This window comes from Alphaproteobacteria bacterium, from assembly GCA_040905865.1.
Lineage (GTDB): Bacteria > Pseudomonadota > Alphaproteobacteria > UBA8366.
The window spans coordinates 25,561-47,650 of sequence record JBBDQU010000056.1 but is presented as its reverse complement, the minus strand read 5'-3'; the positions used below and the strand labels follow the sequence as shown (position 1 = coordinate 47,650).

General features: G+C 62.5%; 22 protein-coding genes. 16 read left to right on the top strand and 6 right to left on the bottom strand.

Going from position 1 to position 22,090, the window contains the following annotated elements; translation table 11 throughout:
* Window positions 1-4: 4 nt before the first annotated feature.
* The gene (locus WD767_12185) at window positions 5-877 is read left to right on the top strand and encodes a 3-hydroxybutyryl-CoA dehydrogenase (GenBank protein ID MEX2616844.1); all 873 of its coding nucleotides are present in this window, start codon (window positions 5-7) and stop codon (window positions 875-877) included.
* A gap of 55 nt (window positions 878-932) precedes the next feature.
* Here the strand turns inward: WD767_12185 and WD767_12180 are convergent, their stop codons facing one another.
* A complete protein-coding gene (locus tag WD767_12180; protein ID MEX2616843.1) occupies window positions 933-1,475 on the bottom strand; it encodes a TlpA disulfide reductase family protein in 543 nt (180 codons plus the stop codon).
* Between the two features lie 21 nt (window positions 1,476-1,496).
* On the opposite strand from WD767_12180, the gene argH reads away from it, so the two are divergent.
* The 4 genes from argH to WD767_12160 are packed head-to-tail and all read left to right on the top strand — an operon-like array spanning window position 1,497 to window position 6,867.
* On the top strand, window positions 1,497-2,894 hold the full coding sequence (gene argH, locus WD767_12175; GenBank protein ID MEX2616842.1) for an argininosuccinate lyase: 1,398 nt from the start codon (window positions 1,497-1,499) through the stop codon (window positions 2,892-2,894).
* Window positions 2,891-3,019, top strand: coding sequence for a hypothetical protein (locus tag WD767_12170; protein MEX2616841.1), 129 nt, complete (start codon window positions 2,891-2,893; stop codon window positions 3,017-3,019). The genes argH and WD767_12170 overlap by 4 nt, the downstream gene beginning before the upstream one ends.
* A 9-nt stretch (window positions 3,020-3,028) precedes the next feature.
* Window positions 3,029-4,291, top strand: coding sequence for a diaminopimelate decarboxylase (gene lysA, locus WD767_12165; protein ID MEX2616840.1), 1,263 nt, complete (start codon window positions 3,029-3,031; stop codon window positions 4,289-4,291).
* 38 nt (window positions 4,292-4,329) lie between these two features.
* Complete coding sequence (locus WD767_12160) at window positions 4,330-6,867, top strand: TIGR02302 family protein (GenBank protein MEX2616839.1); 2,538 nt, start codon at window positions 4,330-4,332, stop codon at window positions 6,865-6,867.
* Window positions 6,868-6,893: 26 nt separating this feature from the next.
* Here WD767_12160 and WD767_12155 read toward each other — a convergent pair whose 3' ends face one another.
* On the bottom strand, window positions 6,894-7,757 hold the full coding sequence (locus tag WD767_12155; GenBank protein MEX2616838.1) for a zinc-ribbon domain-containing protein: 864 nt from the start codon (window positions 7,755-7,757) through the stop codon (window positions 6,894-6,896).
* Window positions 7,758-7,966: 209 nt separating this feature from the next.
* Here WD767_12155 and ftsE point away from each other — a divergent pair, with 209 nt between their 5' ends.
* From ftsE to WD767_12130, 5 genes are all read left to right on the top strand, one after another.
* Window positions 7,967-8,611, top strand: coding sequence for a cell division ATP-binding protein FtsE (gene ftsE, locus WD767_12150; GenBank protein MEX2616837.1), 645 nt, complete (start codon window positions 7,967-7,969; stop codon window positions 8,609-8,611).
* Between the two features lies 1 nt (window position 8,612).
* Window positions 8,613-9,497: a cell division protein gene (locus WD767_12145; protein ID MEX2616836.1), complete on the top strand. Its 885-nt coding sequence runs from the start codon at window positions 8,613-8,615 to the stop codon at window positions 9,495-9,497.
* 9 nt (window positions 9,498-9,506) lie between these two features.
* The gene (locus WD767_12140) at window positions 9,507-10,133 is read left to right on the top strand and encodes a YdcF family protein (protein ID MEX2616835.1); all 627 of its coding nucleotides are present in this window, start codon (window positions 9,507-9,509) and stop codon (window positions 10,131-10,133) included.
* Complete coding sequence (locus WD767_12135; protein ID MEX2616834.1) at window positions 10,130-10,870, top strand: lysophospholipid acyltransferase family protein; 741 nt, start codon at window positions 10,130-10,132, stop codon at window positions 10,868-10,870. The genes WD767_12140 and WD767_12135 overlap by 4 nt, the downstream gene beginning before the upstream one ends.
* Window positions 10,871-11,116: 246 nt before the next feature.
* Window positions 11,117-13,369 (top strand): adenosylcobalamin-dependent ribonucleoside-diphosphate reductase, encoded by a 2,253-nt coding sequence (locus WD767_12130; GenBank protein MEX2616833.1) that lies wholly within the window; start codon window positions 11,117-11,119, stop codon window positions 13,367-13,369.
* On the opposite strand, the gene WD767_12125 is transcribed toward WD767_12130, so the two are convergent.
* Window positions 13,351-13,968, bottom strand: coding sequence for a gamma-glutamylcyclotransferase (locus tag WD767_12125; protein ID MEX2616832.1), 618 nt, complete (start codon window positions 13,966-13,968; stop codon window positions 13,351-13,353). The two genes, WD767_12130 and WD767_12125, sit on opposite strands and share 19 nt — an antisense overlap.
* A 131-nt stretch (window positions 13,969-14,099) precedes the next feature.
* Here WD767_12125 and WD767_12120 point away from each other — a divergent pair, with 131 nt between their 5' ends.
* On the top strand, window positions 14,100-15,143 hold the full coding sequence (locus tag WD767_12120; protein MEX2616831.1) for a DUF2125 domain-containing protein: 1,044 nt from the start codon (window positions 14,100-14,102) through the stop codon (window positions 15,141-15,143).
* Here WD767_12120 and WD767_12115 read toward each other — a convergent pair.
* Genes WD767_12115 through WD767_12105 form a run of 3 tightly spaced genes read right to left on the bottom strand, consistent with a single transcriptional unit; the run spans window position 15,094 to window position 18,007 of the window.
* On the bottom strand, window positions 15,094-16,071 hold the full coding sequence (locus WD767_12115; protein ID MEX2616830.1) for a prephenate/arogenate dehydrogenase family protein: 978 nt from the start codon (window positions 16,069-16,071) through the stop codon (window positions 15,094-15,096). The genes WD767_12120 and WD767_12115 overlap by 50 nt on opposite strands.
* A complete protein-coding gene (gene hisC / locus WD767_12110) occupies window positions 16,068-17,159 on the bottom strand; it encodes a histidinol-phosphate transaminase (protein ID MEX2616829.1) in 1,092 nt (363 codons plus the stop codon). The genes WD767_12115 and hisC overlap by 4 nt, the downstream gene beginning before the upstream one ends.
* Window positions 17,156-18,007, bottom strand: coding sequence for a chorismate mutase (locus tag WD767_12105; protein ID MEX2616828.1), 852 nt, complete (start codon window positions 18,005-18,007; stop codon window positions 17,156-17,158). The genes hisC and WD767_12105 overlap by 4 nt, the downstream gene beginning before the upstream one ends.
* A 142-nt stretch (window positions 18,008-18,149) precedes the next feature.
* On the opposite strand from WD767_12105, the gene WD767_12100 reads away from it, so the two are divergent.
* The 5 genes from WD767_12100 to WD767_12080 all read left to right on the top strand — a co-directional run bounded on the left by WD767_12100 (window position 18,150) and on the right by WD767_12080 (window position 22,064).
* Entirely contained in the window at window positions 18,150-19,310 is a 1,161-nt protein-coding gene (locus WD767_12100) for a homoserine O-acetyltransferase (GenBank protein MEX2616827.1), read from the top strand.
* Complete coding sequence (metW, locus tag WD767_12095) at window positions 19,307-19,960, top strand: methionine biosynthesis protein MetW (protein ID MEX2616826.1); 654 nt, start codon at window positions 19,307-19,309, stop codon at window positions 19,958-19,960. The genes WD767_12100 and metW overlap by 4 nt, the downstream gene beginning before the upstream one ends.
* A gap of 53 nt (window positions 19,961-20,013) precedes the next feature.
* Window positions 20,014-20,619 (top strand): VOC family protein, encoded by a 606-nt coding sequence (locus WD767_12090; protein ID MEX2616825.1) that lies wholly within the window; start codon window positions 20,014-20,016, stop codon window positions 20,617-20,619.
* Window positions 20,620-20,746: 127 nt separating this feature from the next.
* Window positions 20,747-21,715, top strand: a complete 969-nt coding sequence (locus WD767_12085; GenBank protein MEX2616824.1) for a TauD/TfdA family dioxygenase — start codon at window positions 20,747-20,749, stop codon at window positions 21,713-21,715.
* Between the two features lie 136 nt (window positions 21,716-21,851).
* Window positions 21,852-22,064, top strand: a complete 213-nt coding sequence (locus WD767_12080) for a hypothetical protein (protein ID MEX2616823.1) — start codon at window positions 21,852-21,854, stop codon at window positions 22,062-22,064.
* Window positions 22,065-22,090 lie beyond the last annotated feature (26 nt).

Here is a 22,090-nt window from a genome sequence, read left to right as displayed (position 1 = left end):
TTACATGATCAAGACGATTGGTATCATCGGCGCCGGGCAGATGGGCAGCGGCATCGCACATGTTGCCGCCCTTTCCGGCTTCGACGTCCGGATTCTCGATGTCAATGAAGCGGCCCTGAACGCGGTAAAAGGCGAAATCGATCGCAATATGGATCGCCAGGTGCGCCGTTCGCTGGTCAGCGAAAGCGACCGGACTGCGGCCCTCGCCCGGATCGCCACCACGACGGATTACGCCCGGTTCGGGGACTGTGAAATCGTGATCGAGGCGGCGACCGAGAACGAAGCGGTCAAGAAGGAAATCTTCAAAACGCTGATCCCGCATTTGTCCGCCGATGCGATCATCGCGTCCAATACGTCGTCGATTTCGATCACCCGGCTGGGGGCGTCGACCGACCGGCCCGGCCGGTTCATCGGCATGCATTTCATGAATCCGGTGCCGATGATGAAGCTGGTGGAACTGATTCGCGGTCTTGGCACGGACAGGGAAACCTACGATACGGTTCGCGACCTGGCGCTGAAAATGGGCAAGACCGTCGCCTCGGCGGAAGATTTCCCGGCCTTCATCGTCAACCGGATCCTGCTGCCGATGATCAACGAGGCCGTCTATACGCTCTATGAAGGCGTCGGCAATGTGGAAGCCATCGACACGGCGATGAAGCTGGGCGCCAACCACCCGATGGGTCCGCTGGAACTGGCCGATTTCATCGGGCTGGATACCTGTCTTGCGGTGATGCAGGTGCTGTATGAAGGGCTCGCGGATACCAAATACCGGCCCTGCCCGCTGCTGGTGAAATATGTCGAAGCCGGCTGGCTTGGCCGCAAATCCGGTCGCGGGTTCTACGATTACGGCGGCGAAACGCCGGTCCCGACGCGCTGATCCAGATCGCCGTCAATCCGCCGCAATCCTTGCGTCCGATTAATCACGATTTATTTTAACGCCGGTCCAGCAGTTCCCGCACCGTCGCCACCGCTTCCGGCGAATCCCATTCGGCCGTGCCGGAAAGCGATCCGACGATATTTCCCTCGCGGTCGATCAGATAGGTTGTCGGCATGCCGATCAGGCCAAAGCCGCGGGCCAGCTTCATTCTGGTGTCGAAATAGGATGTGAAATTTTCGATGCCAAGCTTTTTCAGGAAGGGAATGGCGACTTCGGCGCCCTTGCGATCCTCGCTGATCGCGACGATTTCGAAGTCGTTATCGCCAATTTTGGCCTTAAGGCGGTCCAGCGACGGCATCTCGCGGATGCACGGCGCACACCAGGTGGCCCAGAAATTGACCAGGACGACCTTCCCCCGAAACGCTGACAGGGTGAGGGCTTCGCCGGCAGCATTCAGAAATTCGACGTCCGGTGCTGGAAGTAATGGATCGTTGCGGCTAAATTGCGCCATCGAGCCGTCCTGCGGCGGCGCGGCGATGCCAGGCGCCGCAACGGCGAAACCCAGAATGATTGCGGTAATGAACGACAGCTTTTTCATCGAATATCCAGTCGGCCTGTCATGAGCGGGAACGATTCTCGTGCAAACGCCATGTGGGGTGGCCGGTTCGCCGCCGGGCCGGATGCGGTCATGTCGGAAATCAACGCCTCCATCGGTTTCGACAAGCGGTTATACGCGCAGGACATCGCGGGGTCGAAGGCGCATTGCCGCATGCTGGTGGATACCGGCATTGTCACCCCGGCGGACGGCGATGCGATTATATCGGGACTCGACTCCATCCTGATGGAAATCGAAAGCGGCCGCTTTGAATTCAAGACCGCGCTGGAAGACATCCACATGAACGTGGAATCACGATTGCGCGAGATGATCGGCGATGCCGCCGGGCGTCTGCACACCGGGCGCAGCCGCAACGATCAGGTCGCGACCGACCTTAGGCTGTGGACCCGGGACGCCATTGACGGGCTGGACGCGCAGATCGCGGCCCTGCAGAAGGCGCTGATCGCCAAGGCCGAGGCCCATGATGCAACGCCGATGCCCGGCTTCACCCATTTGCAGGTGGCGCAGCCCGTGACCTTCGGTCACCATATGCTGGCTTATGTCGAAATGTACGGGCGTGACCGGGGCCGGTTGATGGATTGCCGCAGGCGGCTGAACGAATCGCCGCTGGGCGCGGCGGCACTGGCGGGGACCTCATTTCCCATCGACCGCCGGCAGACGGCGCAGGCGCTCGGTTTCGACCGGCCGATGGCGAATTCGCTGGACGCGGTTTCGGCGCGGGACTTTGCGCTTGAATTCCTGTCGGCCGCGGCGATCTGCGCCACGCATGTATCGCGTCAGGCGGAGGAACTGGTGGTCTGGTGTGCGCCGCAGTTCGGTTTTGTGCGGCTGTCAGACGGTTATTCCACGGGCTCGTCTATCATGCCGCAGAAGCGCAATCCCGACGCGGCGGAACTTGCGCGGGCCAAGGCGGGGCGTATTTTCGGCGGGCTGATGGGCCTGCTGACGGTGATCAAGGGGTTGCCGCTTGCCTATGGCAAGGACATGCAGGAGGACAAGGAACCGGTATTCGATGCTGCCGACAGCCTGTCGCTGATGCTGGCCGCCACCGCCGGGATGATCGACGACATGACCGTCATGCCCGAAGCGATGGGGGCCGCCCTGGCGCATGGATATCCGACCGCGACGGATCTGGCGGACTGGCTGGTTCGCGCGCTGGGCATGCCGTTCCGGGATGCGCATCATGTGACCGGCGCGATTGTCGGTCTGGCGGAAAAATCGGGCTGCGCGCTGGACCAGGTGCCGCTTGCGGAGATGCAGTCGGTCGAGCCCCGGATGACACGGGAAGTGTTTTCGGTGCTGTCGGTCGAATCGTCGATCAACAGCCGCACCAGCGAGGGCGGCACCGCCGTCGCCAATGTGCGGGCGGCCATCGCCGCCGCGAAGGAGCGTTTCCTGTGACCCGTTTCCTGATCCTTCTACTGCTGACAGTTTCGCTGGCGGCGCCATTGGGCGCCTGCGGCAAGAAGGGCGACCCGCAGCCGCCCGGCCGCGACAGTGACTTTCCCCGGCAATACCCCCGGTAAGGATGCGCCATGTCTGAATTCGACTATCGCGGCGGCATCCTGCATGCCGAGGGTGTGGCGATCCCCGATATCGCGGCGGCGATCGGCACGCCGTTCTACTGTTATTCGAGTGCCGCGCTGAGCCAGCGCTACAGAGCCTTCACCGGCGCGTTCGACGGGCAAGACGTCATGGTCTGCTATTCGGTGAAAGCGAATTCCAATCTCGCGGTCATCCGCACGCTGGCGGCGCTCGGATCCGGAGCCGACGTGGTGTCGGAAGGCGAATTGCGCCGCGCGCTGGCGGCGGGAGTTTCGCCCGAACGCATCGTGTTTTCCGGCGTCGGCAAGACCCGGGGCGAACTTGCCTTCGCGCTCGACCAGGGGATTTACCGGATCAATGTCGAATCCGAACCGGAACTGGCCGTCATCGGTGAACTGGCGGCCGGCCGGACCGTGGAAATCGGCATACGGGTTAATCCCGACGTCGATGCGAAGACCCATGAAAAAATCTCGACCGGCCGGGCGGAGAACAAGTTCGGCGTCGATATCGGCCGGGCGCGCGAAATCTTCGCCCGGGCGCGGGCGATGCCGGGAATCCGGCCGGTTTCCGTCGCGGTGCATATCGGCTCGCAGTTGACCGACCTTGCGCCGATGCGCATGGCATTTACGAATGTCGCGGCGCTGGTGCTGGCGCTGCGCGCGGACGGCAATACGATTGACAGCATCGACCTTGGCGGCGGTCTCGGCATCCGGTACGACGACGAGGCGCCGCCGACAGCGGAATCATATGCGGCAATGGTCATGGAAACGACCGGAAATCTGGGCTGCCGGCTGATTTTCGAGCCGGGCCGGTCGCTGGTCGGCAATTCCGGCATCCTGATAACCAGCGTGATATACGAAAAAGCCGGTGAGGCGCGTCGCTTCGTTATCGTCGATGCGGCGATGAACGACCTGATCCGGCCGGCGCTTTACGAGGCGTATCACCGCGTCATGCCAGTGAAACGGCCGACGCCGGATGCCGGTGTGTCGCCGGCCGATATCGTGGGGCCGATCTGCGAAACCGGCGACACCTTCGCGCGCGGCCGCGACCTGCCGGCGGTGCAGCCGGACGACCTTCTCGCATTCGCGTCGGCGGGGGCTTATGGCGCGGTCATGGCGTCGACCTATAACACGCGCCTGCTGGTGCCGGAAGTGATGGTGCGCGGCGATGCGTTTGCCGTTGTCCGCCGCCGGCCCGGTTATGACGAATTGTTGAAGCTCGATTCACTGGCGGAATGGCAACAATCTGTGTGATAATACAGTATCTTCGTTAGAACGAAGGATGCCGCATCATGAAGGATTGGCGTAAAACCTGGGCGTTCCGCATCGCCCTGTCCCGTCTGGCGCTGTTCTGGGAAGGCGCATGGCCCGCCCTGTGGCCGGCGGCGCAGATTGCCGGGCTGTTTCTGCTCGTGGCGCTCCTCGATATCCTGCCGATGCTGCCCGGCTGGCTGCATGGGGGTATACTCCTCATTGCGGCCGGCGGGCTGTTATGGGCGCTGTGGCGTGGCGTCCGCGCGCTGCGTATCCCTGCAGGGCCCGCCGCCGAGCGGCGGCTGGAAAGGGTCAACAACCTGCCGCATCGCCCGTTCGATGCGCTGGACGATGAAATTGCGACGCCGGATCCACATGGCGAGGGTGCGCGCCTGTGGCAGTTGCATCGCGCCCGGATGGCGAAAATGCTTCAGGGAATCCGTGCCGGCTGGCCGCGGCCCGGGCTTATTCGGCGCGATCCGTTTGCCACCAGGATTGCCCTCGGCGCGGTTCTGGCGGTGTCCGCCTTCGCCGCGGGGGGCGATGCCCCCGCGCATCTGCTGCGCGCTGTTACACCCCAATCGATTTTTTCCGATACCGGGTCGCCCGTAACGCTCGACGCATGGATTACGCCGCCGGCCTATACGGGTCTGCCGCCTGTATTTCTGACCGGGGCTGACCGGAAGGCCGGCGATATTTCCGTGCCCGCCGGCAGTGTGCTACTGGCGCAGGTGACGGGGGGCGGCATGGTCCCACAGCTTGTTTCCGGCGTGGCGCAAACGGAGTTCACAGCGATTGAAGCGGAAAGCTACCGGATCGAGCACGAATTAACGGCGGATACCGCCATCGATATCATGTCGCGGGACCGGAAACTGGACAGCTGGACAATTGCCGTCACGGCGGACCGCGCGCCCGTCATTGCGCTGGCGCAGCCGCCGGCGGCGTCGCAGCAGTCGGCATTGCACCTGTCCTATACCGCCAGCGACGATTACGGTCTCGACAGGGTGAAAATGGTTATCCGGCGCGGGTCGGATGCGGCGGGTGAGCCCCTCTCGCTCGATATCCCGCTGCCGAGCGTCAACCCGCGCGATGTGAGGGCGGAGCATTTCCGCGACCTGACGCCGCATCCCTGGGCCGGCCTGACGGTCAGACTGACCCTGGTCGCGACGGATGCCATCGGTCAGGAAGGGATGAGCGATACCGTCGAATTCATCCTGCCGGAACGTATCTTCAACCACCCCGTCGCCCGCCAGATTATCGCGGAGCGCAAGAAGCTTTCGGAAAATCCGGAGGCAAACCATGTCGCGGTCGCCGAGGCGCTGAAGAAAATCGGGCTTCTGCCTGATCTCTTCGCCAACGATATCGTCGTTTTTATGGGTCTCGATGTTGCCGCACGCCGCGTGCTGAAGGACTGGCAAGGCGAATCGCTGGCCGCCGTGCAGCAACTGCTGTGGGATACGGCGTTGCGGGTCGAAAACGGCAGCATAACGCTGGCCGAGGCGGATTTGCGCCGCGCGGAAGACGCGTTGCGCGATGCGTTGTCGCGCGAGGCACCGGATGAGGAAATTGAGCGCCTGATAGAGGAATTGCAGGCGGCGCTGGACAAATATCTGGACGAGCTTACCAAACAGCTCCAGAAACAGGCGGAGCGCGGCGAATTGCAGGAAATGGACCCGGCGCTGAATACCATGACGCGTCAGGATCTCCAGGACATGATGGATCAGATCCGTGAAATGGCCAAAAGCGGCGCCCGCGAGGCGGCGAAGCAGATGCTTGCCGAAATGCAGAAGCGGCTGGAAAACATGCGCGCCGGTATTGCGCAGCCACAGCAAAACAGCCAGCAGAGCCGCGCGTCGAAAATGATGAACGACCTGCAGCAGCTGACCAAGGGCCAGAAGGATTTGCTGGACCGGACGTTCCGGCAATCGCAGCAGGGACAGGACCGCGAAGGCCAGCAGTCGCGCGAGCAGCGGCAGGGCGATCAGGGTCAGCGCCAGCAACAGGGCAATGAGGGCCGGCAAAGCCAGGGTCAGCCGAATCCCGGTGGCCAGCCCCAGGCAGGCCAGACTCCGGGTCAGTCGGACGCAAGCGCTGTCCTCCAGGAGGCGATACGGCGCCAGCTTGGCAATGTCATGCAGCGTTATGCCGAAATGACGGGCGACGTGCCGCAGGCGTTCGGGCGGGCGGAGCAGGCGATGCGGCGTTCGACAGGTGCGCTGCGGCAGGGCCAGCCTGGCGAGGCCATCGATCCGCAAAGCCAGGCCCTGGACGCGCTCCAGCAGGCAACGCAGCAGGCGATGCAACAGATGCAGCAGATGATGGAGCAGCAAATGGGGTTGCAGCCCGGCGGGCGTGGCCAGATGCCGGGCAGACAGCAGTCCCATAATCGCGATCCGTTCGGCCGCGACCACAATGAGGGCGCCCAGGGCACCAGTTCCGACAAGGTGACGATTCCGGACAAGAGCGACCTGCAACGGTCCCGGGAAATCCGGGACGAACTGCGCAAGCGGTCTTCGGAACGCGAACGGCCGCAGATCGAACGGGACTATATCGACCGGCTGCTGAAACAGTTCTGATCCGATCTGACGCGCAGGCCACCGGTTCAACGGTCAGCGTCGGGCCTCCTGGCGGCTTCGCGGGCCTGTTCGCGTTCCGCGGCGATTTCCTCTTCGCGGGTGAAGGAAATGTTCAGTTCGGTGGCGCCCGGCGGTGGGTTCCTGATTTCGGTTTCGTACGTGTTTTTCTCGCCCGCCAGCACGCGCGGCTCGTTCGCCTTGAATGACCAGATGAACAGCGTCTCACCCTGCGCATCCTTCAACTCGCCGCGCAGCAACGGTACATCCATAACCTGGCTCGTCGTGTTGCTGATCTCTCCGGAAACGACAATGATCCGATCGTTGCCTTCTTCGCGCTGCGATGTTGTCGGTTTTGCGATTTCGAGGCCGTAGCCGAGGGTATTGACCGGCAGTCCGATCAGGCTGAACAGCTTGTTTGCCGCCGGATAGGCGGAAACGATGGCCTTGCTGAAATATATGCTGCTGCCCACCAGCGCAACGATCGTTACAAACAGCGCGATCCACCAGGGTAGCAGGGACCGCGGCTTGACGGGCGGCCGGGACTGGAAGCGGGCGATCTCTTCCTCTGACGGGATAGGCGGCGGACGCCTGTAGGCATTGTCGCCATCAGCGTCGTCTTCATCTGGTTCGTCCGGTTTATCCGGCTCGACAGGCGCTGCTTGCTCGGGCGGCGGCGCAGCTGGCCGCGGTGGCGCGGGCGGCGGGGGAGGAGGTGGCGGTGCCGCTGCCTCCTCTAGAGGTTTCGGGGCTGCCGGATTCGCGGCATCCACAGGTCTTTCGGCAAACCATCGATGGGAACATTTGGCGCATTTGACATTACGCCCCTTATCGCCAAGGAGATCGTCCTTGAGATTGAAGCGCGCTGCGCAGTTAGGACAGGTGATGATCATTCGGGCGGACAGCCTATTAACTTTGAATCTTTATAGGGAGCCCGTTGTAACATGGCAAGGCAGGGGGCAGGGCTTTGCCGAAGGGTATGATCTATGCCATTGTGGGCATTGCGATCTTGTGGGTGTAACATCGCGCCGGGGCAGGATTCTTCACCTTACTTTTGCGAGGCGAGTGGTGTAGCGGCGTGGTGCGATTCGAAAATGTCGGAATGCGATATGGCGCGGGTCCGGAGGTTCTCAGGGATATTTCCTTCTCGCTGGCGCCGGCATCGTTCCATTTCCTGACCGGGCCGAGTGGCGCGGGCAAGTCGTCACTGTTGCGCCTGATGTATCTCGCCTATCGTCCCAGCCGCGGCGTGGTGACTCTGTTCGGGCAGAACGTGGCGACGATAGAGCGCCAGGCGCGGTCGAAGATGCGACGCCGGATCGGCGTTATCTATCAGGATTTCAGGCTTCTCGAACACCAGTCCGTTTTTGACAATGTCGCGTTGCCGCTGCGAATTGCCGGCGCGCAGGAAGACCAGATCAGGACCCATGTGACGGAACTGCTCACCTGGGTCGGGCTTGAGGCGCATGTCGGATCCCTGCCAACGACCCTGTCCGGAGGCGAACAGCAGCGGGTCGCGATCGCCCGCGCCGTTATTGCCCGGCCCAGCCTGTTGCTGGCGGACGAACCCACGGGAAATGTCGATGACGTCATCGCCGTCCGGCTGCTGTACCTGTTCGAGGAACTGAACCGGATGGGAACGACGGTAATTGTCGCGACCCACAACGAATCGCTGATTGACCGCTTCCGGCACGACCAGATCCACCTGAGCCAGGGCGGCGTGGAAATCCGCCGGGCAAACGCCTGACATGGCCGCAAACCATATCGATCTGCCGCTATCCAACGATCCGGCCGTGCGATTGCTGCCCTGGATCGTCGGGCTGATGGTCTATCTGGCGACGATGACCCTCGCGGGCGGATTGCTGGTTGCCACGCTGGCGACACAGTGGAGCGCCGGCCTGACCGGCACCGTGACGATCCATATCGCCGCCGCAGACGATGCGGCGGCGGCGAGCCTGGATGCGCAGGTCGAACAGGCCGTCCGGCTGGCATTGAAAACCCCGGGTGTTGTTTCCGCCGAACCTATGCCCATGGAAAACGTCGCGGCGCTGCTGGCGCCATGGCTCGGCGACGCCGCGGGAATATCGGAACTGCCGTTGCCGCGTATTATCGATGTGCGGATAGACGAAGATGAAACCGACGTCGCAGCACTGAAAAGCCGGATCGAAGCGGAAATTGAAGGCGCCGGCCTCGACGATCACCAGTTATGGCGCGACCATCTGGTTACCTTCCTGCGGGTAATGGAACTGATCGCCATCGTGATGGTGATGCTGATTGGGATCACGACCGTTTCCGTGGTTGTCTTTGCAACCCGCAGCGGTCTGGCGGTCCATAGCGACGCCATTGAGATTCTGCATCTGATCGGTGCCTATGATGACTATATCGCCGGACAGTTCCAGTCGCAGGCCCTGGCGCTGGGCCTGAAGGGCGGCGCCGCCGGGTCGGTTGCCGGTATTGCCAGTCTGCTGGGCCTCGCCTTCGCTGCGTCCAATCTGGATACGGAACTTCTGCCGCTCTTTCTGTTTCAGGCCTGGCACTGGCCCGTCCTGGTCTGCCTCCCCCTTGCGGCCGCCCTCATCGTGCGGCAGACGGCGAGACGCACAGTATTGCGCGCCCTTCGCCGGATGCTTTAGAAGATTCATATGCCTTTGCGCCGATTTCCACGCCGCCGGTTCATTGCCCTGGTTGCCATTGTTGTGGTGGCGCTTTGGGTGGGCGGCTTCTTCGTTTTCATGCAGACGATACCTCGTACAAAGCCGCTGGCATGGCCAAAGGCCGATGCCGTTGCCGTGTTGACGGGGGGCAGCCTCAGGCTGGAGGCCGGATTGGCCCTGCTGGCGGAAGGGCAGGCGAAGAAGCTGTTCATTTCCGGCGTGCACCGGGGGGTCGATGTCGCGGAACTGCTGCGGCTTTCCCGGCATTCTCCCGAAGCGCTGGACTGCTGCATTGTGCTGGATCATGCCGCCGGCAACACCAGGGGTAATGCCCGGGAAACGGCCGACTGGATGGCGCGCGAGAAATACCGCTCCCTGCGTCTCGTCACCGCCGGTTACCATATGCCGCGCAGCCTGCTGGAGTTTCGCTCGGCGATGGCGGGCGTAACAATTCTCCCGTATCCGGTCTTTCCGCCCCATGTCCGGCTGGACGACTGGTGGCGCTGGCCGGGAACGGCATTCCTTCTGTTCGGGGAATACAACAAGTACCTGCTGGTCTGGATGCGCGAGATGGTCCGCCCCGTCGCCCCTGTCGCCCGGAATGAAGTGACATGATACGGTCCATCCTGTTTGCCGTTGTTTTCTATGGACTCACGGCAATATTCGCCGTCCTTTACCTGCCGTTCATGCTGCTGCCGCGGCGGATGTTCTCCTGGCTGACCCGACTGTGGGTCCGGATGATGATGGGCATCATTCGGCTCATCCTGGGCATTCGGTATGAATTGCGCGGGACCGGGAACATTCCCGATGGCCCGGCTGTCTTTGCATCGAAGCACCAGTCCGCCTGGGATGTGCTGGTCTTCAACCTGATTATTCCCGATTGCGCCTATGTCCTGAAGCGTGAACTCTTCCGGATACCGCTCTGGGGCTGGTATGTCTGGCGCGTCGGCATGGTCGGGATCGACCGGCGCGCCGGCGCGAAGGCGCTGAAAAAAATGGTTGTCGATGCAAAGGCGCTGCTCGATTCCGGCCGTTCGATCGTCATTTTCCCGCAGGGGACGCGAACGACGCCGGGAGAATCCAGGCCGTACCTTCCGGGTGCTGCGGCCCTGTATCTCGGCGCGGAGCATCCGGTCGTGCCGGTCGCCCTGAATTCCGGTTCGTTCTGGCCCCGGCGGACCTTCGTCAAGAAGCCGGGCGTGGTAACCGTCGAGTTTCTGCCGCCGATTCCGCCGGGACTGGATCGCCGGACATTCCTCAAGCATATCGAAGCGCAGATTGAACCGGCGACGCAGCGACTGGAGCACACAATATCGGATGGCGCGACGGCGGCGTTCCCCGTCGCCGAGTAGGATTTACGGCTTGTGGATAACGTTGTGGAGAAATTTTCGGGCGGCAGGGCTCGAAAAAATCACATAGGATACAGTTTGTTATAAACGCGCGCAGTAGGTTATGGCCCGTTCTTGAGGTTTAATCCCCGGTTGACGTGGATTTGTTTTGGAAAGATGTGTCCAACATTTTAAGTTATTGAAATAATAGATTATCCAAGATAGACGCCCGAATCGGATAGGGTGTCATACCGGATGGGAACGCGTCGTTTGACCCCTGTCAGCGCCATCGCCCAGCAGATCTGGGATATGAAGTACCGGCTCAAGGCGGTTGACGGCGGCCCTGTGGACAAAACAATTGACGACACGCTGTGGCGGGTCGCCAAGGCGCTGTCAGCAAACGAAAAAAATCCGGAGGAATGGGCCGGGCGCTTCCATGGCGCAATGACGGACTTCCATTTTATCCCGGCGGGCCGGATTCTGGCGGGGGCCGGATCGGCGCGGCAGGTGACGCTGTTCAACTGTTTCGTCATGGGCACGATTCCTGACGATATCGCCGGTATCTTCGAACATCTCAAGCAGGCTGCCCTGACCATGCAGCAGGGCGGCGGCATCGGCTATGACTTCTCGACCCTGCGGCCGAAGGGCGCGCCGGTCCGCGGGGTGGGCGCGGATGCGTCCGGCCCGGTCAGTTTCATGGATGTCTGGGATTCCATGTGCCGGACGATTGTCAGCGCCGGCACGCGGCGCGGCGCCATGATGGCGACAATGCGTTGCGACCATCCGGATATCGAAGCCTTCATCGACGCAAAGCGCGACCCTGGCAAGCTGCGGATGTTCAACCTTTCCGTTCTGGTAACCGACGCCTTCATCCGCGCGGTCAAGGAGGATGCCGGCTGGGACCTGCGCTTTGACGGCGCCGTGTACAAATCGCTGCGCGCCCGCGCATTATGGGACCGTATCATGCATGCGACCTATGCTTATGCGGAGCCCGGCGTCGTCTTCATCGACCGGATCAACGAGCGAAACAACCTGCATTACTGCGAGGCGATTTCCGCGACCAATCCCTGCGGCGAACAGCCCCTGCCGCCCTATGGCGCCTGTGACCTGGGGTCGATCAATCTTGCCCGGCTGATCGAATCGCCATTCACGGCGGAAGCCAGGCTCGATGAAGGGGAACTGGAACGAATCGTGCCGCTGGCGGTACGCATGCTGGACAATGTCATCGACGTTTCCGGCTTTCCGCTCGATGAACAGCGCCAGGAAGCACAGGCGAAACGGCGCATCGGCCTGGGGGTGACGGGGCTGGGCGATGCGCTGATCATGTGTCGTGCGCGGTACGGCAGTATCGAGGCCGTGCGCCTCACCGAACAGTGGATGGCGGCGATCCGGCGCCTCGCCTATCGCGCGTCCAATGAACTGGCAAAGGAAAAAGGGCCGTTTCCGCTTTTCGATGCGGAACCTTATCTGGCAGGGGAAACGATCGGCGCGCTGGATTCCGGTCTTCGCGACGATATCCGCGAATTCGGGATCCGCAACGCCCTGGTCACATCCATCGCGCCGACGGGTACGATCTCGCTGTTGGCCGACAATGTGTCGTCCGGCGTGGAGCCGGTCTATAGCCACAGTTATACGCGAAGCGTGCTGATGCCGGATGGTTCGCGTCGCGACGAGAATGTGACGGACTACGCCTATGGCCTGTTTCGCCGCCAGTTCGGTGATAAAGCGGCCCTGCCCGACTATTTCGTCGACGCGCAGAGTATCCAGCCGGGCGACCATATCGTCATGCAGGCGGCCGTGCAGAAATACATCGACAGCTCGATTTCCAAGACCATCAACGTGCCCGCCGAGACGCCGTTTGAAAGCTTCGCGGCGCTGTACCTGCAGGCCTATGAGATGGGCTGCAAGGGATGCACGACCTACCGGCCGAATGCGGTGACCGGTTCGGTACTGCGCCTGTCGGACGAGGCCGCGCCGGCGACCGCCGTGGCGCCTTCCATGGCCGAGGATTCAGGCGTCGTCTACATGACCCGGCCGCTTGACCGGCCCGAATCGCTGGTCGGCAGGACCTACAAGCTGCGCTGGCCCGAAAGCGACCACGCCATCTATATCACGCTCAACGATATCGAACGGGACGGTCGCCGCCTGCCTTTCGAGGTGTTCATCAACTCGAAGAACATGGAACATTATGCCTGGACGGTGGCGCTGACCCGGATGATAAGCGCGGTATTCCGGCGCGGCGGCGACGTGTCCTTCGTGGTGGAGGAGCTGAAGGCCGTGTTCGACCCGCGCGGCGGGCAGTGGGTGGACGGGAAATACGTGCCGTCGCTGCTGGCCGCGATTGGCGGCGTTATCGAACGGCACATGATCGATATCGGGTTTCTGGCGCCCGAGGCGCGACCGGATCCCGGCATTCAGGGCGCCGGCAACCTGAGGCAATGCCCCAAATGTGGCGGGCTGACGCTGACCCATCAGGAAGGCTGCGACAGCTGCACCGCCTGCACCTATTCGCGTTGCGGCTGACCGGGTCCTTCCACGACCTTCAACAGCTTGTGCAGCGGTCCGTCACCGATACCCAGCGAATCGAGATGCGTGACGGTATTGCGCAGATATTCGAGGTTCGATCCCGTGATGCCGACGCCGCGACGGATCATCGACACGACCTCGTCATCCGGCAGGCGGCCGGCATATTGATAGTGGCTGCGATTGGCGACGAAGGTGCGGCTGCGCACCCGCCGGTCGTCCAGCCGGATATCGATGACGCGCGGCTCGTATACCCAGGTCACCATTTCCCGGTTCCACAGGTAATCGAGGATGTCATGGGCTTCGGATGGCGGCAGGCGGAAGGCGATGCCCTGGCAGCAGCCACCCCGGTCCAGTCCAAGGACGAGGCCACGCTGTTCCCGCGTGCCCCGGTAGTATTCCGAATAGACGCAGAAGGATCGATGCCAGCCATAAAGCCGGGCCTGCCGCCGTTCCAGATAGTCGAAACCCGGTTTCCACATCAGCGATCCGTAGCCGAAGACCCAGATTTCCGGGTCGCCATCTATCGCATGCAGCAGGGCGCGCTGTTCCGCCTCATGGGGATTCGGCGGTTCTTTTTCCGCAAGGCCGTCATCCATCGCTCGAGAAAATTCCCTGAATCCGTTGCGCGGCGTATAAAGGCAAGGGGGCTGACCTAACAGAAATCCACGCTGTTGGGATAGCAAAAACAGCCTGTCTCCCCGCTATTGAACAAGTTTGGATGCGTATCATGCGTTTTGGAAAATCCGTGTTAATAGCTGTATTGGCAAGTCTCTCCGTAGCCGCCGCGTATTCGGGTTACTGGTATTATGCGCGTGGACTGGCTCTTGAAGCGGTTGCGGACTGGCTGGACTTGCGCCGGGAGGAAGGTTACCGGGTTTTGCATGACCCGATTCGGACCGAAGGCTTCCCCTTCGTAATCCGGGTGCTGCTGAAGGAGCCTTCGGTCGCGGCGCCAGATGAGATCTGGCGCTGGCGGGGGGAGCGCCTGACGCTCGAAGCGCAGCCCTGGAATCTGTATCGTTACCGGCTGGAGTTTCATGGCGCCCAGGAAATCATGCTGGAGCGCGATGGCGCGCCTTACAGCATTACGCTCGAATCAAGGGAAGCAACGGCAATCGCCGGTTTCTGGCGCGATGGTCAACCGAAAGCGGCGTCCGTCCTTCTGCGGGAGGTGCGGGTGTCTGGCGGTCCCGGTGACTGGCGGGCAGAGGAAGTCTGGATGGAGGCGACACGGCCCGAATTCCCGCCGGCAACCCATACTGAAACGGCCCTGACTCTTTCGGTTAACGGGAGCGGCATTGAAATGCCGGCGGATTTTAATGCGCCGCTTGGCCGTATGATCGAAATGTTGCGCGGAGATTTCAGATTGCTGGGGGTAATCCGGAACGGCCCCGTCGAGCAGGCGGTGGAAGGCTGGCGGCGCGACGGCGGCACGATAGAGGTTCCCTGGCTGCGTGCGATATGGGGCCGGGTCGATCTGCGCGCACAGGGCGGTATGGCGCTGGATGAGGACTGGCGGCCGATGGGCGCGTTTTCAGCAAATATCAGGGGTTATGCGGCGGGCATGGACGCGCTGGCCGATACGGCGGTTATCGAGCCGAAGACGGCGGCAATGGCGAAAATCGGCCTTGCCCTTCTAGCCAAAAGGCCGCCGGAAGGCGGCGAGCCGGTTCTGACGGTGCCGGTAACCGCACAGTCCGGGCAGCTTTACGCGGGGCCGGTCAGGATTGCCGATCTTCCCCGGATCCGGATTTCGGTTCCACGGCACTGAAGCTGCCGGCCTGGCCCATTTCGACGACGCCGCGGCGGATCGCCCGTGTCCGGGTGAACCAGTCTTCCAGAATATCGCCTTCGCCCCAGCGGATGGCGCGCTGCAGGGCCGTCAGATCCTCGGTAAACCTCCCCAGAAGCTCCAGCACCGCTTCGCGGTTGTTCAGGAAGATATCGCGCCACATGATCGGATCTGACGCCGCGATGCGGGTGAAGTCCCGGAAACCGCCGGCGGAAAACTTGATCACTTCGCTGGTCCGGACCATGTCGCCGTTCTGCGCCGATTCCTTCATCAGGTGTTCTTCAAGATCGCTGGCCGTGCCGACGATCGTGTAAGCGATCAGATGCGGCAGGTGCGACGTGATGGCGAGCACCCGGTCGTGATGCTTTGCATCCATCAGTTCGACAATGCTGCCGACCCTTGCCCACATGTCGGTGACGGTCCGGATCGCCTTTTCGTTCGTACCGGGGGTCGGGGTAAGGATGCAGTATCGACCGTCGAACAGTTCGGCAAAGCCCGATTCCGGGCCAGAATTTTCCGTCCCCGCTACCGGATGACCAGGCACCAGGTGGGCATGGCCCGGCAGTTCCGGCAGGACATCGCGGATCACGGCCGCCTTGACCGATCCGACATCGGTGACAATGACGCCTTTCTTCAGGCCGGGCCGCATGGCGCGTGCGATATCGCCATAGGTGCCGACCGGCGAACACAGCACGACGACATCGGCATCGGCAACCGCCTCGGCCGGGGCTTCGTGTACTGAATCGACAAAGCCGATTTCCATCGCCTTGTCACGGGTGGCCCGGCTGCGCGCGCTGCCGGCGATATGGTTGACCAGTCCCTGGCGTTTCAGCGCATGCGCAAGCGAGGAGCCAAGCAGTCCCAGGCCGATCAGGGAAACGCGGTTGAACAGGGGGGCCGTATTCATGACGTGGCCGCCAAATGCCGTTCCAGACAGGCGACAAGGGGACGGATCTCTTCTTCCAGGCCGACCGTAATCCGGATGCATTCGGGCAGGCCGTAGCCGCCGATGAGCCGGGTGATGAAGCCGCCCGCCAGCAGGGCGTTATAGGCCGCCGTCGCCGCAGCCGCGTTTCGGAACCGGACCATGATGAAGTTGCCGACGGAGGGATGCACGGTCAGGCCAAGGCGGTTCATTTCCCGGGTCAGCCAGGGCAGCCATGTGTCATTGTGTTCGCGACTCCTGTCGATATGGGCGACATCGGCCAGCGCGGCAATGCCTGCCGCCTGCGCCGCGACCGTGACATTGAAGGGATTGCGGGTCCGGTTCAGCACATCGGCGATCTCCGCCGGGCAATAGGCCCAGCCGAGCCGCACCGCCGCCAGCCCGAAGATTTTCGAGAAGGTGCGGGTCATCACGACATTGTCGACTTTGTCGACCAGATCCGCGCCGGCCGTGTAGTCATTGCGCGACACATATTCCGCGTAGGCGGCATCGATCACCAGCAGGACGCGGCCCGGCAAACCGGCCTGAAGACGGCGCAGCTCATCGGCGGAAATATAGCTGCCGGTCGGATTGTTCGGATTGGCGATGAAAACCATCGTCGTCCGGTCGGTCACCGCCGCCAGAATCGCATCCACATCGAAGGTGTAGTTGGCTTCGGGGACGGAAACCGGCGTTGCGCCGACGACGCGCGCGGCGATGGAATACATCAGGAAGCCGTGCCGGCTGTGCACCACCTCGCAGCCGGGCCCCGCATAGGACCTGATCAGCAGCCCCAGCAATTCATCGGATCCGGCGCCGCAGACAATCCGGTCCACATCGCAGCCGTAGCGGTCCGCAATCGCGCGTCGCAGTTCGATCGAGCCGCCTTCCGGATACCGGTGCAGTTCGCCGGCGGCTTCAACATAGGCCCGGACCGCGTGTTCGCTGGGACCGAGCGGCGATTCATTGGCGGACAGGACGACCGGCTTCTCGATGCCCGGCAGGCTGTGAACGCCGCCGACATAAGGGCTTACGCCCATGATCCCCGCGAGTGGCTTCGGGCCGCTCATGAGGGTCGGGCCTTGGCGTCAACCGGCACCGCGTATCCGCCGATGCTGCAGGCGCGCATGATGGCGCCATTCGCTTCGATACGCCCGAGTTCCGGGCTGTCCACGGTCACGAATCCGGCGACGTCGACAAGATGTACCCACACATCCTCCTTGCGGGTGACGATGCTGCCCGCTGCCAACCCGGCTTCTGACATTATGCCGCGAAGCGAGTCCTGGCCCATGTTTTCGCCGGTCTCGACAACGATCAGCGACCGGTCATCGCCGGATTCGTCCAAAAGGACACGCGAAATGGCAAAGGCGCCGGTCTTGCCGTTGCGGGCGTTGCTGCCATCTACAAAGGGAAGCCGCTGCACAACCTGTGGAGCGCCTGCTACGCAGAGGCTGCGCCACCAGCAGTCTCCTTCACCGGCATTGTCCGGAACGGGCACCACGCCGATGACCGCCTCGCGGCTGGATACCTGCGCGACGACGGCGCGGATGCTCGGCAGGGTCGTCATCCTGTCATGACTGCCATACTGGTCGCGCGCCAGGTCCCAACATGACTGGTCGTCGCTATCCGTATAGGCAACGACCGCATAGGGCCCCTGGAGCGCGGCATAAACCGAAATCAGTTCGCGCCAGATCCTGGAAATGGCGATGCGGGGAAACGCGCCTTTGTGATACTCCATCCGGCGGCGGATGACGCGCGCCTCGCGGCCCGGCGCAAAATTTGCCGTGCTGGTGCCGCCCTTTGCCCGGCCGACATCGGCGACCACTTCGGTGCGCCGCAGGATGAGATCGTGGATTTTGGTGTCGATTTCGTCGATTTCCTGTCGTGCGCGTTCCAGCGCTATGTTCCGTTCAGTCATGATGGGGTTCGTTGCTGGTCTGAAAATGCGGCCGATACTCGTAGCGTGACGGGCCCGAGAAAGCAAAGAAAACATTGACACTAACGATTCACAAAACCTACTTATTCCCTCCCCTCGGCAGCAGTCGAACAGGCTGAAAGCAATGAATTCCGGCGCTACGGATACAGTTACCCAGGATTGGCCCTGCAGGCGCGTGACGCTGGGCGCGGATACCCCGATGCCGCTGGATTGCGGCGTCGCGATCGGGCCGTTCACCGTTGCCTATCAGACTTACGGTTCGCTCAATGCAGACCGCTCGAATGCCATACTGGTCGCCCATGCGCTGACGGGCGACCAGTATGTCGCCGATGAAGCGCATCCCGTATCGGGCCGTCCCGGCTGGTGGCGCATGCTCGTCGGTCCCGGCCTGCCGATCGATACCGACCGGTTCTTCGTGATCTGCGCCAATGTGCTGGGCGGATGCCTCGGCACCACGGGGCCAAAGGAGATTGACCCGAAGACCGGCAAGCCCTACGGGCTGTCTTTCCCGATCATCACCATCGGAGACATGGTGCGGGCGCAGAAGATGCTGATCGATCATCTCGGGATCGAGCAATTGTTCCTCGTCACCGGCGGGTCGATGGGGGCGATGCAGGCGCTGGAATGGGCGGCGCGCTACCCCGATGCGGTTTTCGCCGCGGCGCCGATCGCCGGCGCGGCGCGGCATTCCGCGCAGAACATCGCCTTTCACGAAGTCGGTCGTCAGGCGATCATGGCCGACCCGAACTGGCATGGCGGCGATTATTTCAGCCACAATGTCGTTCCCAGCCGCGGTCTGTCGGTCGCGCGGATGGCGGCCCATATCACCTACCTGTCGGAAGCGGCGCTGCACCGGAAATTCGGCCGCCGGCTGCAGAACCGCGATTCGCTGACCTATGGCTTCGACGCGGATTTCCAGGTGGAAAGCTACCTGCGCCACCAGGGCAGCACCTTTGTCGACCGCTTCGACGCCAATTCCTATCTCTATATCACCCGGGCGATGGATTACTTCGACCTGGCGGCGGAGCATGACGGCAACCTGGCCGCCGCGTTTGCGGGCACGAAAACACGGTTCTGTATCGTGTCTTTTTCCAGCGACTGGTTGTTTCCGACCTCGGAAAACCGCGACATTGTCCATGCGCTGAACGCGGTTGCGGCGAGTGTCAGTTTTGTCGAGGTGGATTCCGACAAGGGCCATGACGCCTTTCTGCTCGATGAGCCGGGATTCTTCGAGGTGCTGGCGGGGTTCATCAATGGCTGCGCCAAGCATCGGGGCCTCGCATGAACGCGCCAAACGGCACCGTCCAGGCGGAGCAGCGGCCGGATACGATCCGCGTCGACCTGCGGCTGATTGCCGATATGGTCGATCCGGGCAGCCGGGTGCTCGACATCGGCTGCAGCGAAGGGGCGCTACTCGCCTATCTGGAGCGGCACAAAAATGTCGATGGCCGCGGCATTGAACTGTCCATGGCCGGCGTGAACACCTGTGTGCGCAATGGTCTTGCCGTTATCCAGGGCGATGCGGATACGGATCTCAAGGATTATCCGACTGGCGCCTTCGACTGCGTTGTCCTCAGTCAGACCCTGCAGGCGACGCGGCGTCCGCGCGCGGTGCTGGAAGAACTCGTCCGCATCAGCCGCCGGGCGGTGGTATCCTTTCCGAACTTCGCGCATTGGCGGGTCCGGCTCCAGCTTGCCATTGCGGGCCGGATGCCCGTCACCGGAACGCTGCCGTTCCACTGGTACGATACGCCGAATATTCACCATTGCACGATCAAGGACTTTATCGCGACCTGCCGGGACGCGGATATCGTGATCGAGAAAGCCGTTCCGCTGAACGGTCAGGGTATTCCGCTGAAGTTTTCCGCCACCGGGCGCCTTGCCGGCCTTTTCGCCGAACAGGCGCTGTTCGTCCTGCGCAAGAACGGGAATTAGATACGCCTGTCACGGTCAGTATAGTTTGTCAGACTTCCACAGAGGAGCAGCACATGGCACGCGGTATCATCGATTTCGAAGGCTTCCACAGGGCGGACATCCGCAGGCTGCGCAGCGCCAAAACGCCCGAGGGCATTCCGTTCCGCCTGGGCAAGCTGAGCCATGTGGTCGTCAGGGTTACCGACCTGGAGCGCTCCGTCGATTTCTACACGAAGATACTGGGTTTCCGTGTCACCGACGCCTATCCCGAAACCATGATGCCCGGGCGCATGGTCTTCATGCGCTGCAACGCCGACCATCACGGCGTTGCGCTGGTCGGCGGGGCCGCCGCGGTGTCGGAAAACCGCGAACTGCATCATTTCGCCTTCGAAGTGGACACGCTGGACGAGGTATTCCGCGCCCGCGATCACCTGGAGCGCCATGGCGTCCGGATCGGCTTCCAGGGCCGCCGGCGCGCCGGACAGCAGATCGCGATTGAATTCGCCGATCCCGACAATCACCAGTTGGAAATATGCTGGGGCATCGACCGGATCGCGGACGGCGCCGATTCGCGCCCGCCGGAAGAATGGCGCGAAGCCGCCACGCTGGAGGACGCCATGCGTTCCGCGCCGCCGGGCCAGACGCCGCGTCTGGCCAACCCGTCGCTGTTGCGGGACTGAAACGCCGCCTGTTCGCAAACCGTCAGGCGGAAATAACGGCGACGGCGTCCAATTACCGCAAAAACGCTTTTCGCGGCGCACGGGACTGGTTAGCCTTGAACTCCGTCTCATTTATCCGGAGATCGATATGAAACACCCGACATCCACGTTGAACGGGCAATTCGGCATCCTGATCGACAAGGTCACGCGGAGCGATCTCGCGGACAGCGATTTCCAGTCCTGGGCCCATGGCCTGTGGATGGCGCATGGCGGGCTGCTGGGGGTCCGGGGCGATGACCTCGCGGCACTGCCGCCGCAGGATCTGGTGGCCTGGTCCCGCGTCTTCGGCAGGGTCGAGGAGGAGATGCAGGCCGCGCGCGAGGGAAAGTCGGTGCCCGGCTACCCGATCCTTCGTATCGGCAACACCAGGGACGAGTCCGGCAAACCGAAGGCCCAGCTTGCCATCGTGCCGCCGCTGAAAAGCGACGATGACATCCGCTACAACCCGGAAACGCGCCGGCCGGTCTGGCACACCGATTCGACCTTCCGGGAGCGCCCGCCGGTCGGCTCGGTCTTCCACTGCCGCATCGCGCCGCCCGCCGGCGGCGAAACCCTGTTCGCCGACATGCGCGGCGCCTATGCCGCGCTCGATGACGACACACGGCGACGGCTGGACGGGCTGGAGGCGGTGTGCTCGCTCGCCCATCACGACCGCAAGATCAACCGTTACTCGCCCAATTACCCGATCCTGACGCCGGAACAGCGCGCGGCGAACCCGCCGCGACGGGTGCCGCTGGTCCTGGAGCATCCGGTGACGGGCGAACCGGCGCTCTACGGGCTGAACAGCTCCACCTGCGCCATCGTGCCCAAGGGCGCGGCGGTTTCCCCGGAAGATCTCGATTTCTGGGACCTGGAAGGGGTGGAGGATGACAGCGTCCTGATCTGGCGCGACATGCTGCCCACCGTCACGGGGCCGGATTTCACCGTGAAATGGCAATGGCGGGCAGGCGATATCGTCGTCTGGGACAACCGCTGCACGATCCATTCGGCAACAGGCTTCGATTTCGAGCGTTACGAGCGAGAGATGTGGCGGCTGACGCTGCTCGACGCGGCATAGGGCCGACCCCGCCAGCCGCCGCTTCACGCGGAACGACCGCCGGAAGGAATATCGTATAGAAACGTCGGATTTTTTCCTTGATGATCGTACAAAAAAGTACGATCTTATTGACCTCGTAAGGACTTGGAGCCAGGCGGTGAACGGCAATGAGTTCCTGCGGCGGCTCAGGAAATATGGCAAGTCGCACGGTTTGGCGGTCGAACTCGTCGCCACGCGCGGCAAAGGCAGCCACGGCACGGTCTATCTCGGCGGTCGCCGCACGACGTTGAAGGACCGCCGGAAGGAAATCGGCCACGGGTTGCTCAACGCCATGCTGCATGACCTCGGCATCGCCCGGGAAGATTTCTGATCCGCCCGGTACGATTATCTTTAATG

Bases quoted from the DNA above. Each gene is read 5' to 3' on its own strand.
- WD767_12185 (MEX2616844.1), top strand. From the start codon at position 5: ATGATCAAGACGATTGGTATCATCGGCGCCGGGCAGATGGGCAGCGGC.
- WD767_12180 (MEX2616843.1), bottom strand. From the start codon at position 1,475: ATGAAAAAGCTGTCGTTCATTACCGCAATCATTCTGGGTTTCGCCGTT.
- argH (MEX2616842.1), top strand. From the start codon at position 1,497: ATGAGCGGGAACGATTCTCGTGCAAACGCCATGTGGGGTGGCCGGTTC.
- lysA (MEX2616840.1), top strand. From the start codon at position 3,029: ATGTCTGAATTCGACTATCGCGGCGGCATCCTGCATGCCGAGGGTGTG.
- WD767_12160 (MEX2616839.1), top strand. From the start codon at position 4,330: ATGAAGGATTGGCGTAAAACCTGGGCGTTCCGCATCGCCCTGTCCCGT.
- WD767_12155 (MEX2616838.1), bottom strand. From the start codon at position 7,757: ATGATCATCACCTGTCCTAACTGCGCAGCGCGCTTCAATCTCAAGGAC.
- ftsE (MEX2616837.1), top strand. From the start codon at position 7,967: ATGCGATATGGCGCGGGTCCGGAGGTTCTCAGGGATATTTCCTTCTCG.
- WD767_12145 (MEX2616836.1), top strand. From the start codon at position 8,613: ATGGCCGCAAACCATATCGATCTGCCGCTATCCAACGATCCGGCCGTG.
- WD767_12140 (MEX2616835.1), top strand. From the start codon at position 9,507: ATGCCTTTGCGCCGATTTCCACGCCGCCGGTTCATTGCCCTGGTTGCC.
- WD767_12135 (MEX2616834.1), top strand. From the start codon at position 10,130: ATGATACGGTCCATCCTGTTTGCCGTTGTTTTCTATGGACTCACGGCA.
- WD767_12125 (MEX2616832.1), bottom strand. From the start codon at position 13,968: ATGGATGACGGCCTTGCGGAAAAAGAACCGCCGAATCCCCATGAGGCG.
- WD767_12120 (MEX2616831.1), top strand. From the start codon at position 14,100: ATGCGTTTTGGAAAATCCGTGTTAATAGCTGTATTGGCAAGTCTCTCC.
- WD767_12115 (MEX2616830.1), bottom strand. From the start codon at position 16,071: ATGAATACGGCCCCCCTGTTCAACCGCGTTTCCCTGATCGGCCTGGGA.
- hisC (MEX2616829.1), bottom strand. From the start codon at position 17,159: ATGAGCGGCCCGAAGCCACTCGCGGGGATCATGGGCGTAAGCCCTTAT.
- WD767_12105 (MEX2616828.1), bottom strand. From the start codon at position 18,007: ATGACTGAACGGAACATAGCGCTGGAACGCGCACGACAGGAAATCGAC.
- WD767_12100 (MEX2616827.1), top strand. From the start codon at position 18,150: ATGAATTCCGGCGCTACGGATACAGTTACCCAGGATTGGCCCTGCAGG.
- metW (MEX2616826.1), top strand. From the start codon at position 19,307: ATGAACGCGCCAAACGGCACCGTCCAGGCGGAGCAGCGGCCGGATACG.
- WD767_12090 (MEX2616825.1), top strand. From the start codon at position 20,014: ATGGCACGCGGTATCATCGATTTCGAAGGCTTCCACAGGGCGGACATC.
- WD767_12085 (MEX2616824.1), top strand. From the start codon at position 20,747: ATGAAACACCCGACATCCACGTTGAACGGGCAATTCGGCATCCTGATC.